The sequence below is a fragment of the Paenibacillus sp. FSL H3-0329 genome, assembly GCF_037963285.1.
Taxonomy (GTDB): domain Bacteria; phylum Bacillota; class Bacilli; order Paenibacillales; family Paenibacillaceae; genus Paenibacillus_AQ; species Paenibacillus_AQ odorifer.
The window spans coordinates 6,331,090-6,345,469 of record NZ_CP150150.1; the positions used below are offsets into that span (position 1 = coordinate 6,331,090).

Annotated in this window: 11 protein-coding genes; 4 read left to right on the plus strand and 7 right to left on the minus strand. The window is 45.4% G+C overall.

All coding sequences use genetic code 11. The annotated features are described in order from the left end of the window. A complete protein-coding gene (locus tag NSQ66_RS28030; RefSeq protein ID WP_036678586.1) occupies positions 1 to 1,281 on the plus strand; it encodes a hypothetical protein in 1,281 nt (426 codons plus the stop codon). A gap of 44 nt (positions 1,282 to 1,325) precedes the next feature. After that, positions 1,326 to 2,513, plus strand: a complete 1,188-nt coding sequence (locus NSQ66_RS28035) for a copper amine oxidase N-terminal domain-containing protein (protein WP_036678583.1) — start codon at positions 1,326 to 1,328, stop codon at positions 2,511 to 2,513. Between the two features lie 69 nt (positions 2,514 to 2,582). Here NSQ66_RS28035 and NSQ66_RS28040 read toward each other — a convergent pair whose 3' ends face one another. The 6 genes from NSQ66_RS28040 to NSQ66_RS28065 form a co-directional block, all read right to left on the minus strand. Beyond that, positions 2,583 to 5,591 carry an efflux RND transporter permease subunit gene (locus NSQ66_RS28040; protein ID WP_036678580.1) on the minus strand — a complete coding sequence of 1,003 codons (3,009 nt, stop codon included), beginning with the start codon at positions 5,589 to 5,591 and terminating at the stop codon, positions 2,583 to 2,585. Positions 5,592 to 5,868: 277 nt separating this feature from the next. Continuing rightward, positions 5,869 to 7,023, minus strand: a complete 1,155-nt coding sequence (locus NSQ66_RS28045; protein WP_036678577.1) for a cation:proton antiporter — start codon at positions 7,021 to 7,023, stop codon at positions 5,869 to 5,871. Between the two features lie 222 nt (positions 7,024 to 7,245). Further along, positions 7,246 to 7,569 (minus strand): L-rhamnose mutarotase, encoded by a 324-nt coding sequence (locus NSQ66_RS28050; protein WP_036678574.1) that lies wholly within the window; start codon positions 7,567 to 7,569, stop codon positions 7,246 to 7,248. A 134-nt stretch (positions 7,570 to 7,703) separates the two neighbouring features. Continuing rightward, the gene (locus tag NSQ66_RS28055) at positions 7,704 to 8,852 is read right to left on the minus strand and encodes an ABC transporter permease (protein WP_339279496.1); all 1,149 of its coding nucleotides are present in this window, start codon (positions 8,850 to 8,852) and stop codon (positions 7,704 to 7,706) included. Beyond that, on the minus strand, positions 8,845 to 10,017 hold the full coding sequence (locus NSQ66_RS28060) for an ABC transporter permease (protein WP_051491030.1): 1,173 nt from the start codon (positions 10,015 to 10,017) through the stop codon (positions 8,845 to 8,847). The genes NSQ66_RS28055 and NSQ66_RS28060 overlap by 8 nt, the downstream gene beginning before the upstream one ends. A gap of 17 nt (positions 10,018 to 10,034) precedes the next feature. Then, on the minus strand, positions 10,035 to 10,970 hold the full coding sequence (locus NSQ66_RS28065) for an ABC transporter ATP-binding protein (RefSeq protein WP_036678569.1): 936 nt from the start codon (positions 10,968 to 10,970) through the stop codon (positions 10,035 to 10,037). Between the two features lie 164 nt (positions 10,971 to 11,134). On the opposite strand from NSQ66_RS28065, the gene NSQ66_RS28070 reads away from it, so the two are divergent. Then, a complete protein-coding gene (locus tag NSQ66_RS28070; RefSeq protein ID WP_076107076.1) occupies positions 11,135 to 12,292 on the plus strand; it encodes a sensor histidine kinase in 1,158 nt (385 codons plus the stop codon). A gap of 17 nt (positions 12,293 to 12,309) precedes the next feature. Next, positions 12,310 to 12,963: a response regulator transcription factor gene (locus tag NSQ66_RS28075; RefSeq protein ID WP_076140765.1), complete on the plus strand. Its 654-nt coding sequence runs from the start codon at positions 12,310 to 12,312 to the stop codon at positions 12,961 to 12,963. Positions 12,964 to 13,382: 419 nt separating this feature from the next. Here NSQ66_RS28075 and NSQ66_RS28080 read toward each other — a convergent pair whose 3' ends face one another. Next, the gene (locus tag NSQ66_RS28080) at positions 13,383 to 14,357 is read right to left on the minus strand and encodes a PDZ domain-containing protein (protein WP_339279497.1); all 975 of its coding nucleotides are present in this window, start codon (positions 14,355 to 14,357) and stop codon (positions 13,383 to 13,385) included. Positions 14,358 to 14,380 lie beyond the last annotated feature (23 nt).

Genomic DNA, 14,380 nt, shown 5'->3' on the forward strand with positions numbered 1-14,380 from the left:
ATGTTAAAGAAAACAGCTCTCTTGATACTTTCCTTCTTATTACTTCTATTGCCGCATTCCATTACAGCTCATGCTGATACGCAGGTATCTAGTGCAACAAAATTGCTTTCCATGGAAGAAACAATCCAGCTAGCATTAACTAACTATGTAGATATCAAGCTCTCACAATGGAATATTGCAGAAACGGATTCCAAATTCTCGTATGTATCATCTGAAAAGAAAAAGCTGGAACAAAAAAATGTAGTCATAACTAGCGGACTGCTGCCAGTAAATCCTGATATTTTTATCAGTAGTATTCCTGGTTACTCTGATTTAAGTAAAGAAGAACAGGCAGGGGTTAATCAATCCATTCTCATTCAAATTATGATTAACACATCTCTGAATCAATGGGTTAGCGCTCAGACTGAAAGCCAAAACAGTTACAATCAAGAGACTAAAACAGCGCAGCTCAAGGAATTTCGTGACCAGTTGCGCACATTAGAAACAGATAAAGTAATTAATCAGTTACGACTTCAAAAAACAGAAGCCCTCATCCGCTACTACGCTGTGCAGAAATATTATCAACTCTCTTCTCTAAAAAAAACGATTGAGTATGACAAACAAGAAAGCCAATATTGGTTTCAACATTCTGTGGATACCTTGCGATCATACGAGCATGGTCTACTGTCTAAGAGAAGTTTGGACGATTTTAATCGTAAAAATGCGGAACGAAAATCTGCTTTTGAACGTAACCTTAGGAGTTATGAAGCTCAGCTAGAACAATTTAAGCTTGAGTTAGGATTATCATCCTATTCAGAAGTCCTGCTGGATGATGTCATCTCCAGTGCACCAGAGCCTGTGAATTGGAACACTGTAGTCAGCCTCTCTAGCAATTATGATTTACGCGAAGAAGATGCACGTATCACACTCGCCAAAGATAATCTTGACGCAGCTAAAGCTTCCGATGCTGAACTCATCACTTATTATTCAGTCCTATGGTCTAGCCAGATTGCACACAAAAATATAGTACAACAACAACTCGAAGAAAAACTGGCTAGTTATAAGCCGGAAGCAAATGAAATTGATTTTGAATATTCAGAACTAAAAGAGCAGCAATTGGAACTCGTACGCGTCTCCCAGGATAATGATACTCTCCTAAATAGCGGGTTAATCTCAGCGGCTCAGGCAGATCAGGACAAGCTGGATTTACTAAACTTAAATCGGCAATTCGATAAGCAAAAAGTAAAGTACGGTTTATTCCAAGCAAAAGTTACTTTGGCTCTTAGTGGAGTTATCCTCTAATAACCATTAATTTATCATTCATAACCCAAAGGAGATATCACAAGATGAAAACCATATCTAGCCTAATCGCAGCAACTCTTCTTTCTACCGCTATCGCCTGGCCTGTCCATGCCGCAGAGAAGCCAATCTCCATTCAGATCAATCAGCAACAGCTCGCACTGAAGGGACAGGCTCCCTTCAATGATAATGGTAGAATTGTCGTTCCTTTTCGCCCGGTTTTTGAAAAACTAGGACTTTCAATCGATTGGAATCAAACCACAGGTACCATAACGGGTACTAAGGAAGGGCTTACGATTACACTGCAACTAGGCAGCAAGCAGGCCAGCGTCAATGGTGTAATAACCCAACTTTCTGTTGCCCCTAAGCTCATCAATAATTCCACTTACATTCCGCTGCGCTTCGTTGGGGAGGCTACAGGTAATGAAGTCTCCTGGAATGCACACTCGAAGACAGTAACCATTACAGGCAAGACTAACCAGGTAAACCCGCAGGAAATCAATGCTTTTTTTGAAAAATACGTAACCTATACCAACAATGAGAATTATGAAGGGTTCATGAGCCTAATCGATAGCAAGTCTCCTCTTGTGGTCATCGGGCCACAGACTAAGAGCCAAATGGAACAATACGATTCGACCACTTCACTTGATCAATTAGAGGTTATCAGCCTTCAACCCACAGAGGCTACGGTTCACGCCGTTGAAACGACTACACACCTCAGCGGTCCATTCACCTTAGACAATACCTCTGAATATATTTATAGCTTAACGCGTACTGCCAGCACTGAAGACTGGAAAATCAACAACCTGCAGATTAAAGGCGTGCAATATATCCTCCCAGATAAACTGCTGAACGCTAAGCCAGCTGTGGCGAAGTCGGATGAAACGGATATATTAGCTGTGCTTAAGAGCAACTTGGACTATACCAATGCAGAGAATATTCAAGGTGTGCTATCTACTATTGATCCTGAGTCCCCTGCTCTCGAACAAACCAAACAGCTCTTCAGCCAAATTTTCACAGTCTATGATCTAAAGTTCACTCTGGAATCTGCCAAAATCATTCATTATACCCAGGATACCGCAGCCGTATATATGGTTCAGACGAGCATCAAGCTTAAGGGTCCTGAGTTTCAGGATAACCGCTCCACCTCTGTCACAACGCTGAAGAAATCCAAAGCAGGCAAATGGATGCTAGACCAGACCTATCCGATTAGTGTGGACAAGTTAACTCCATAATTATAAGGATTTGTAACAAAACATAAAAACGGCAAGCCCCATTAACCCGGAGGCTTGCCGTTTGCCTATTTAAAGCGCCGGAGCATTAGTTTTTTCTGCTCCTTTACGCTCTTTTGCCGATTTACGGAAGTAGAACAACTCGTAAATCGCCGGCACTACAATCAGCGTAAGCAGTGTTGCTGCGGTTAAGCCGCCAATGACCACAATCGCCAAGCTTTGCGAGACGATGCTGCCCATCTCGGCATGGCCGAACAGCAGCGGTGTCATGGCGCAAATGGTGGCAATCGCCGTCATGAGAATCGGACGCATCCGTGTTCCGGCAGCTTCTAGAATAGCCTCGTGAATACTCATATTGGCTTCATTTTGCTTAATCCGGTCAATGAGCACAATGGCATTCGTAACAACAATACCTATTAACATCAACGCCCCGAACAGAGCAGTGAAGTCAGGCGTTACACCGGACACGATAAGTCCAACAATTGCACCAATCGCCGCTAGTGGCAAGGAGAACATAATCGCCAGTGGAGCCCGAAGGGTTTTAAAGGTGAGTACCATGATCAGATACACCAACCCGATGGAGATTAATGCCGTCATACCCAGGTCGTTGAAATCCTCTGACTGATCAACTGACGCTCCGCCTGCAAATAAGGTCACGCCTTTCGGAAGTGTAAGACTATCGGTTTCTTTTTTAATATTCGCACCGATCTCAGATACCTTCTTCGGATCAACCTCTGCTGTAATTCGTACATACGGCTTCCCATCTTTATGGAACAACATTGCAGGCTCATTCCGAACCTCATAAGTTGCGAGCTGAGACAGTGGCTTCGGCCCCTCAGCCGTCATGAGCGTCAGTGCTTTTAAATCCTGCTCCGTTTGCGGCTGAACCATAGGATCTAACACTACACCTGCTGCATCACCATCGAGCTCAATTTGCCCCATTGGAATTGGATTAAGCATCGCTGACAGCTGCATCGAAATCTCCTGCGCATTGCTTTGCGCCGGATCTACCTTAAAGGAAAATACAGGTTTCGTATCCTCCATATTGCTGCTGACTTTTTGAATCCCCTCTACGGTCTTCAGCTTAGCGGTAACTTCTGTTGCTACAGTAGTAATATCCGTAAGATTATCTCCGACAATATCAATATATTCGCTGGTAGAGCTGGATCCCATCATACTCATTTGGTTGGCAACAAGCGTTGCTCCAGTGTATGAATCTTTTACCTCACGAACATGATCAATAAAAGCCTGAGCATCTGCACCTTTTTTCATAACAACGGTATAGTCCACTAAGGTTTCAGAGGTAACATTCCCCCACTTAGCGGCGTCCGCACTATTCCCTGATTGCATGATTACCGTTTCTGCTTGTGGCTGCTTCATCAAATCTTGTTCTAACTGCTTTCCCTTTTCCAAAATATCTTTGACAGGAACATCCTTCGGATAATTCATCTGAACAGAAACATAGCTGGCATCTGAAGCATCGAGTGCCCCTTTTGGCATAGTCACATAAGCAGCAATGGAGCCAATCAGAAGCAGGAGACCCAACGATAAGCTAACCCATTTACGGCGAAGATTCCAGTCCAGAAAGCGGATAAACCATTTAGAAGGTTCATGTTCTTTCATTGATGTCCTTCTCAGCAGCCATGAGCTTAAAAGAGGAACAACCGTCAAAGCTACTACGAGTGAAGTAAGCAATGAATAGGTCACTGTTAAAGCAAACGGCAGTAAGAAAGCTTGCAAACTACCACGTAAGAGACCCATCGGCAGAAATACTGCTACCGTAGCGATGGTTGATGAGGTAATCGCTCTAGCCACTTCCCCAGTTGCGCTAATAATCATTTCACGGGAAAGGGGTTCTTTTTGCAGCCTACGGTAAATGTTCTCAATCACCACGATACTATCATCGACCAAGCGGCCTACCGCAACCGCGACTCCCCCGAGTGTAATGATATTTAAGCTTATGCCGGAAATGTTCAGCAGATACAAGGTGACCGCTAACGAAAGCGGAATGGATACTGCCGTAATCAGAGTAGCCCGCAGGTTACGCAGGAACAACAGAATCACAATCGTCGCAAATAATGCACCTAGCAATACCTCACGCATCATACTGTTCACCGAGGTAACTACCATATCCGATGTACTGAATACCACTGCTGCTTCTGCATTAGGAATAGTTTTATTAATATAATCTACGGCAGCCTGAATGTTATCTCCGACACTGACTGCATTCGCATTAGCCTCTTTGGTCACAATGGCGAATAGAACGTCTTTCCCGTTCGAACGGCTGACACTTTCCTGATCCTGCTTCAATTCGACAGCAGCGATATCCTGCAGCTTAACGCCCGCAGATACAGGAAGCTTTTTCAAAGTATCCATACTATCTATCGTAGAAACTAAGTTAACATTGCCGGTCTGCCCACCAATCGTTTGCTCCCCAAGGGATGCCGATACATTACGTCCTTGAAGTAAACCTAATACTTGTGGAGTCGTGACTCCCTTCTCAGCCATTAATTTTGGGTCCAGCTTAACACTGACCTGCGGAGTTACCTTACCATATAAAGCAACGTTCGCTACCCCTTCAGCTTTTTGCATCTCTGGAATGATAGTTTCTTCTGCAAGCTTAAGATTCTCTTTAGTCAGGCCTTCGTCAAAAGCAAGGGTAACCTGGGATACAGGAATCATGGAGGTATTCAACTGAAGTACAAAAGGAGCCATTACCCCTTCCGGGAACTTCAATGAATCGACGACCTTCTGGACCTCCTGCGCAGCATCCTTCATATTCGTTTTCGAATCATAAAAAATATTCACCTGCGCATATCCGTCTCCGGAAGTGGACAGTATTTCCTTCTTCCCTTTCACAAAAGCTGCTCCAGCTTCTATCGGCTTCGTTACATTAGTCTCCATAGCATGTGTATCCTGGCCAGGACCCAGCACAGTTACAGTCACTTGAGGATTATCCGCCTCTGGCATAAATTCCATCGGTAACGAAGTGTAGCTCATCCCTCCCACCACAAGAGCCATGACTACTAAAAGCCCCACCGCAGCCTTGTTACCGAACGACCATTTTGTTAACCATTTCATTTTCTTTTTCCCCTTCCACTCCACATGATTTCTGGCACTCCCCTTATGTCTGTTTGATTATGTATTAATTTCCATCCCGAGATTTAGTTTAGTCATTTTTGGCTGAAGTCAAAACAGCCCTACGGCTGGTTTCGTACTCAGTCTTAAGACGGGGAACTTTCCCCTTCTGCAGACAGATCCCCGTACTTTTTCTTGATGATGGAAACTGGAACGTGAGCATAAAAAAAGAGCCCCGTTAGCCATATAAATGGCCAACAGGACTCCCTTTTGTTATGGTTTATTTCCCTTCCGCACGTACTGGATCACGGAACATAAATTTCAATAGTGGCGGCGTTACAAGTGTAGTTACAATGACAACAATAATGACCGAAGTAAAATACTGTTGCTGTAACAAGCCGCTTTGCAGCCCTGTGGCGGCAATGATCAACGCAACTTCCCCCCGTGAAATCATCCCTGACCCAATAATGGCAGACGAGTGGTTATCAAAGCCTGTAAGACGCGCGCCCAGACCGCCACCAAACAGCTTGGTCAGAATGGCAACCACCGTAAGCAAGATCACGAAGCCTATTTGACTGCCTACCCCTTCAAAGGAAACACTAAGTCCGATACTTACAAAAAAGACTGGCACAAAAATCGAATAAGCAATCGGCTCGAGCTTGGATTCTACCGTGTGCTTAAAGGAAGTTTGCGAGATAGCAATCCCAGCCGCAAAGGCACCAATGATTCCTGCCATCCCCATGATTTCAGCAAAATAGGCGAATGCGAAACAAATCATTAACGCTGCTGAGATAACTGCCTCTGTCACCTTCAGCGGAGCCATCCATTTCATGACCCGAGGAACAATAAACCAGCCGGCAACAATCGCTACGGCAAAGAACAACACCTTTTTCCCAATTAGAAGACCAATAGAAACGTCTGCCCCTGTACCGAAAAAGCTCATCAGAACAGCGAGCAAAATAACAACCAGAATATCATCTACTACAGCAGCCCCCAGAATTGTAGAGCCTTCACGTGTGTTCAGCTTATTCATATCTTTTAACACCTGCACCGATATGCTGACCGATGTTGCACTAAGAATAACGCCCATAAACAATGCATTATGATAAGCAAAACCAAACATTTCTCCTAAGGCGAACCCACCCAAAAAGGGTAATATAATTCCACCGACGGCTACTGCAAAAGCTGATTTCCAGTTCTTGCGCAATTGATCCAGGTCCGTCTCAAGCCCTGCTATGAACATTAACAGTAGAACACCGATCTCAGAGATATAATGAATAAACTCTCCATCCTGAACCCAGCCCAGTACCGCAGGCCCCAGTATGATTCCCACAATAAGCTTGCCTAGCACAGCTGGTTGCCCAAGCCGCACAGATAGATCACCAGCTACTTTGGTGAACAATATGATCAGCATAAGATATAAAACAAACTCCATCTTTCTATCCACTCCCTTGTTGTATATAAGAACTGCCAACCAGGAGCTTCTCCAAGCCAAAAAAAGACAAAGAGGAGCCCTTGTTGACAGGCTCCTCCAAAAAACAAATAATTATTCAATTTAACTTTATAAATTATATTATACCTATATTTAAAATAACTGTAAACCAGATGCGCCGATAATATAATTATGCACATTTGATTTGTTCTAGAATGCAATTACTTATTTCAGATAGAACACTTCACGTAAGGGCTGCATAGGCACCTCATCATTGAAATCAAATGACCCTTCAACCATCTTAGAGGTAATCGCATTCCAGCGGTTGCAGGCATCACTTTTGGCAATGTAATCAAAAGCCGCCTTACTATCCTCACACTCATAACAGTAAAAAAATTGATTGCCATTCTGAAAGATGGAATAGTTAGAAATACCAGCCTTACTGTGCTCCTCCAAAATTTCTGGCCAAGGATTTAAATGCATAGCTACATACTCCTCTAAAAATTCTTCCTTCACCCGCCATGTCCAAGCCAATTTATTGCTGCTCATCTGCTCATCCTCCTAGAAATCCCCTCTTTTGCACATATTAAGAACTAGGGACATTTGATACCTATTATTGTACCTGAATAGAGTAGTCCAAGCTATGCATATCTATATTCTCTGGAAATTTCTTAAGCGTTAATTCAGGCTTCACTCGGACGAAGAATAGCAGAACCAATCGCCAGAAGCACGGCGGCCATAAGGCCCAAGATGGCAAAGGGCAGCCATAATTCATTCCAGCCCCCACCTGTGGCAGCGATATCGATCGCTTGGATCGCCCATTTTTGCGGTACAAAATTAGCTGCCTTCTGCATATAGTCCGGCATAATGGATAACGGCCAGAAGCAGCCTCCAAGCATACATGTCGGGGTCAGGATCAGCGAATTAAGCATGCCCGTATTATTGGGATTGCGAATCAGACCTGCTACCGTACTGGCTAAACCCATGGAAACGAGCATAAATGCTGCAAGAACCAAGAAATACAAGTAGAGCGGTAACCCAAAGTCAAACTGCAGCACATAACGGCCTAAGGCAAGTATTACAATGATTTGAATTAACCCAACGATGAAGCTTCCCAGAAAATTACCGAGGGCAATCTCATACGAACGAACCGGGGCACTGAACATACGTTTCATCGTTCTTTCTCTTCGATCATCCATAATAAGCGACACTGAACTTGTAACCAGCCCCATTAAGAACATCAAAGTAAATCCTGTGACGATGCTTAAGCCCTCTTTTGGATATAAATCATAATCTGTTCTTATACTGCCTACACTATGTTGCTCTGCTCTCTGCATTACGGCAGCAAACTGTGAGTCCGAGCCAGTAGCCTCAGCCCGAGCTGCTCCAATTAGTCCAGCAGTGTTTCGCATTTCATCAGCAATTACACTGATTTTCATTTTTACCATAATTGATGTTTCGGTAGCCTTAAGCTCATACACACTAATTTGCGGCTCTTCTCCAGCAAGCAGTGCGGAGGTGAAGTTTTGCGGTATCAAAACACCGGCTTCTCCGTTCTGATCGATAATACTCTCCCTCAAATTAGCCTCATCTGTCTTCTCTACAAGCTTATAATCACCGGTATTCTCCAGCTCGGTAAGCAAATGTTTACCTGCTGCACCATCATCCATATTCGAATATAAAATAGTAGCCGGTCTTTCACCCATACTTCCACTAATTGCTACTATCACCGACACGACAATACAGGGCAGAAGAATATACGTAAGCAGCCCATTCCGAGAACCGATCGTTCTTTTCACCATATTCCAAGCAATCGTTAAGATCTTATCCATGGTAACCTACCTTCCGGTACGAGATAACCGCTCCACTGAATAGAACTAGACAGATGATCGACATGACCAGCAGATTCGGCAAAATCTCTGAGACCTCTGCATGCAGCATCATTTTTAGAACAGCTTGTAGCACCCAGTGATTCAGGGTAAATGCCCCGACGGAGTTCACCCATGATTCCGGAAGTGGAGCCATCCCTCCACTAATAAAGGTCATGACCACAGTGATAACATTAATAATACTTCCTGCACTTGCTTTAGTTTTGCTAAACATTGAAATGACAATCGATAACGTCATGGAAGCAATGATCATTAAGAGACAGAAGAGCAGCAGCAAGCCCGGACGATTGCCCCAATTTACACCAAACAACAAGTGAGTCAGGATAATAATCGCTGCACACTGCACTACACTTACAACCCCTACACCTAACATTTTACCAATAAACAGCTCAGAACCTTTTACCGGCATTGAAGTTATTCGGAAGAGGGTATGATTTTCTTTTTCATTAAAAAGAGAGGTACTGACGGTCAAACCGCTATATAGCAGAAACATCAGCATCATGGATACCGCATAGAATTGGGAGGCTGTATAGGATCGGCCACCTTCACTGAGCGCCCCAACCTTAACAGAAGGCTGCTCCCCCGAACTTGGTGCAGTAACAGTCAAAGCTTCTGGACCCAGCGTCATAGCTACGGACTGCTTATAGTTAATATTGTTCAAAAAGTTATCGAATACCGTCCCCGCAACCATATTATCTGTCCGATCTTTACCCAGAATAAACTCTAGCTGTGCAGTATCACCGCTTTGTACTTTTTTATCGAAGCCTGGAGGAACAATAACCGCATAACCATATTTTCCGGTACGCAAGCCGCTTTCCGCTGTCTCTCGGCTCCCTACTTTGACCGGAATGATGATATCCTTAAGCTCCGGCGTCTTCAAAAAGCTGTCTATCATCGCCGAGCTTTCATATCCTTCTCCAGAAAGATTAACTATACCAACACGTACTGGATCAATCTCAGACGCTGCCTTATCACCGATTACACTGGAAAGGGAGGCACCCAGCAGAAAGATCAAAAGCAGCGGTAGCAGAAACATATTAATGATGATTGAGCGTGAAATAAACAGCCTGCGAAGCTCATAAATCATAATTGTCCAAATATTTCTCAAAGCGTTCTCTCCCTCCTTTAATCGCGCAATGTCCGTCCTGTCAAACTAAGGAATAATGTCTCCAGATCCGGCTCCTCTATATTCAAAGAACCAATAACCCCTTCATGTTTAGCAAAAATAAATAAGATATCCTGCAGCTCATCCTGTGAGGAGGGGAGATACATTTCTACCGTTCCCTCTTTACTTTCCACTCTCGTGATCCGCGGGTGTAGACTAAGCTCATTGATTAGCTCCGGGGTGATGTTCGTTGCTTTGACCACTATTTTTTCTTCCTGAGAAACCCGTTCCCGCAGCTCCTTTTCCGTACCACAAGCAATGATATGTCCCTTATCCATAATCGCTACCCGATCACAAATGGCTGCAACCTCTTCCATATAATGACTAGTGTAGATGACGGTTGAGCCAAGCCGATTGAGCTCTTTGACCGACTCAAGGATATGATTACGAGACTGCGGATCAATCCCTACGGTCGGCTCATCCATAATAATCAGCTTTGGATGATGCATGATGGCACAAGCGATATTCAAACGTCTCTTCATCCCTCCGGAGAAGGTGGCTGGTTTTTCTTTGGCCCGGTCACTAAGTCCTGTGAAAGCAAGAGCTTCCGCCACCCGCTCTTTTAGCAATTTTCCCCGCAAGCCATACAATCTTCCGAAAAAAGTTACATTTTCAGCTGCTGTCATTGTATTGTACAAAGCCAAATCCTGCGGAACTAAGCCGATCTTTTTCTTAACCTCCAGTGCATACGAAGAGACTGATAACCCATCAATAACAATGTCTCCACTATCAATCTTTAGCAGGCCGCAAATCATACTTATAGTTGTACTTTTGCCCGCCCCATTCGGCCCTAGCAGGCCAAAGATCTCTCCTGCTTGAATCGTAACATTCACATGATCTACCGTTAATTTGTTCTCATACCGTTTCACCACATCGGTCAACACCGCGATTGCCATCTTTTATCTCCCCTGTCGTGTGTGCTTCTATATTTTCAATTTTATTCTAGGTTGAATTTTTACGGATGTACGAAAGGTCATTTTTTGAAGGTGACTAAAGTCATCTCCTGAAGTAGTGGGATAATATGCTAAGATTATTAAAAAACATAAAGGATGACTAAGGCGTGCCCAGAGAGCTAAACTTATTGCGTTACGGACTCATCTTAATCCCTGCGTTTATTACCATTTATGTCTATCAATATAATGATTATGGAATCTTCACGCTGCATATCCTGATGCTTCTATTCCTTGTGGTCATGGTGCCAAAGCTCCCTCGATCCATTCATGCTTTGATTAGTATCATTGAAATCTTGTTCACGGCCTGGTTATGTTATCAATATGGCAGCATGATGATTTTCCCCGCTATATCAGCACTGCTTTATTATTCCAGACTCCAGCCTAAAGCAGTGCCTTACGTGTTCACAGGTGTACATCTGATAGCTTTGAACGTTGCACTCCAGAATTCTCCATCGCTCGTAGTAACTTACATTAACTTTTCATTTCTGCTCACTGCCTACCTAAATAAGCTATTATTAAAAGCTGGCCAGAGGCGCGAAGACACTCTTCTTCTATATGATGAGTTGCGCAAAAAGCATTTCGAACTCGACGAAGCTCGCAACCGCCTGCTGGAGTTCAGCGCGCAAGTAGAAGAGTCTGCCCAATCCAAAGAGCGCGTCCGCATCTCACGACAGCTCCATGACGATATCGGCCACCGGCTAATCCGGATTAAAATGATGATGGAGGCCGCCCTCCAGACCTTGCCTACCTCTCCCGAGAGCGGAATGCAAATGATGGAACTGATTCGTGACCAGCTGTCGGCCAGCATGGACGATATGCGGTCCGCAGTTAAACGTATCAACTACACTCCGAAGCTTGAGGGAGCGTATGCGTTAGACCGGCTGCTCGAAGAAATTGGACGTGAGACGGGGATCGAGACCTCATACCAAGTACAGGGCATACCTTATCCACTCTATCCCAGTATTCAAGTAATCCTGTATAAAAACGCCCGTGAAGCTATAACCAACGCCTTGCGGCATGGAAAAGCAACGTCCATCCGGATCAAAATTGACTACGCGCAAGCAGGAATCACTATGGAGGTTAGCAACAATGGATCACTTCCAGAAGAAGAGAAGCTCCGCAAATTATTGGGGAGTGGTGGAGACGGGATGAAAGGAATGTACGAGCGCACTCATCTGATCGGCGGAACACTCGAACTAAGGCAGGCGCCACATTTTACAGTCGTTACACGGCTGCCCATTTATAAGCAAGATGAGATTGTATAACGAAAGGAGCCATGCTAATGATTAAAGTGTTGATTGTTGATGACGACCCCTTTATTCGCCAAAGTCTGCAAGTATTGCTAGGTATGGACCCAGATATTGAAGTTGCCGGAGCAGCTTGTGAAGGTAACGAGGCCTTGGAATTACTTCAAAAAGGATTAAAGACCGATGTAGCTCTGATGGATATCCGCATGCCCGGCTGCGGTGGCGTTGAAGGAACGGAGAAGATTAAGCAGGCTTTTCCGCAAATTGCGATATTGATGCTGACCACTTTCGATGACGATGAATATATCATTGAAGCACTGCGTAACGGAGCTAGTGGATATTTGCTCAAAAACATACCGCCAGACCGGATCATCCAGGGCATTAAAACGGTTTTTGATGGGAACATGCTTATCCACCCTGATATCGCCCGCAAGCTGGCAACCTTTCTGCAGCCTACGGCACGGCAAGAATTGCCACAGGTACAGCCACTGGAATCATTCGGATTGACCAAAACAGAGCTGGCTGTAGTGTCTTCTATCGCTGAGGGGCATAGCAACAAAGAAATCGCCGGACAGCTTTTTTTAAGCGAGGGTACCGTCAAAAATTACATAACGGATATATTAAGCAAATTAGAGCTCCGCGATCGTACGCAAATTGCAATTTTTTATTTGAAGAACATGCGGGGTTGAACTAGTAACATACAGTATATGAATAGGCCATTGCCAAAGTTAGTTTTTCTTACGGACTCCAGTGAAGTTACTCCTTGGACGCGGGCTCGGAGTTCAGGACGTCACTCCTTGGGCGCGGGTTCGGAGTTCAGCGACGCTACTCCTTGGGCGGGCTCGGACTCCAGTGACGCTATTTACAATTTTATCGGCGTTTGAGCAGAGTTTCGGACCCCAGCGACGTTATTCCTCAGAAAGAGGCTCATTTGGGGTGTTTTTAATGCCAATAGTGGCTTTGGGGTCCGTTACCATTCTAAAAAAGCGAAAATGCTGCGATTAGGGTCAACTGGGTCCGATAGTGGCTTCACGCACGCGAAATTATCCTCTAATCAAAAACAAAGATGCCCCATTCACCATTTCATGGCCTATGGGGCATCTTCTAGTTATCCTTCCGCTGATTCCTGCTTGGCTTCAGTGGTTTTTTTTCGTTTAAGTTGGCCGTCCGGAAGGTTCCGGCTGCGTATGCCTGTCTTCATCCCGATGATGCTGTAGATGCTGGAAGGCTTCGCCTCAGCGGTAATCATCCCATCCGTCTCCGGCACCAAAATAATACCGAGCTGATGGTGATCCCCATCATAGATTGGACTTTGAAGGTATTTGCTCTCCCCTTCACGGTTCAGCACCTCCAGCTTGCAGAACGCTGGATTCATGCGCAGCGCCTCATGTAGCTGCGCCGCATCGGTCAACAGGACCCCGTTGACCTTCAGTAAGATCTCGCCGGGCAGGATGCCCAGCTCCTGGCCGGGACTGCCCGGCAGCACGGCCAGCACTTTGCGGCCGCGCGGTGGATGCACGAAGATGGGGCTGATGCTGCGCTCTTCCAGAGCGCTGTACCAGCTTAACCCTTCGTGCAGCACAATGGCTGCGAGCGTCGCGACCAGGGTCAGCGGGCTCCACCAAGCGGCAAGCAGGCTTAAGCCGAGCAGGACGATGCTGTAGATCAGCAGTCGTCCTGCAGTGCGGGCCGCCTTGCGCCCGGGCAGCATGCCCTGCGTCATCTCGCTGAAGCCGATGATGACGGGCAAAGAGACGATGCCAAGGCTGCCGCCGAGCAGCGAGTGCCATGGCAAATCCGTTCCTGCACCCGAAGGGAGCAGCAGGAACAGCGGCAGCGGCCAGAAGGCCTGCAGCTGATAGCCGCCAACGACCATGCCGCGCTTTCCCTTCAGGAAGAGCGGCGTTGCAAGCTTGGCCCCTTGTCTGCGGGCCAGCAGTGCCTCCGCCATGTGCAGCAGCGCAGCTAACACTAGCAAAGCAGGAATATCCATCTCCCGTATGGCGGTGGTAATATTCCCTACCGTTCCACTATCTAAAGCATCTGGAAAGAAAGAAATTACAAATTGAATGATACCTAACAAGCCTATAGAATACGCAAAGCACA

Bases quoted from the DNA above. Each gene is read 5' to 3' on its own strand.
- NSQ66_RS28030 (WP_036678586.1), top strand. From the start codon at position 1: ATGTTAAAGAAAACAGCTCTCTTGATACTTTCCTTCTTATTACTTCTA.
- NSQ66_RS28055 (WP_339279496.1), bottom strand. From the start codon at position 8,852: ATGGATAAGATCTTAACGATTGCTTGGAATATGGTGAAAAGAACGATC.
- NSQ66_RS28075 (WP_076140765.1), top strand. From the start codon at position 12,310: ATGATTAAAGTGTTGATTGTTGATGACGACCCCTTTATTCGCCAAAGT.
- NSQ66_RS28035 (WP_036678583.1), top strand. From the start codon at position 1,326: ATGAAAACCATATCTAGCCTAATCGCAGCAACTCTTCTTTCTACCGCT.
- NSQ66_RS28045 (WP_036678577.1), bottom strand. From the start codon at position 7,023: ATGGAGTTTGTTTTATATCTTATGCTGATCATATTGTTCACCAAAGTA.
- NSQ66_RS28065 (WP_036678569.1), bottom strand. From the start codon at position 10,970: ATGGCAATCGCGGTGTTGACCGATGTGGTGAAACGGTATGAGAACAAA.
- NSQ66_RS28040 (WP_036678580.1), bottom strand. From the start codon at position 5,591: ATGAAATGGTTAACAAAATGGTCGTTCGGTAACAAGGCTGCGGTGGGG.
- NSQ66_RS28050 (WP_036678574.1), bottom strand. From the start codon at position 7,569: ATGAGCAGCAATAAATTGGCTTGGACATGGCGGGTGAAGGAAGAATTT.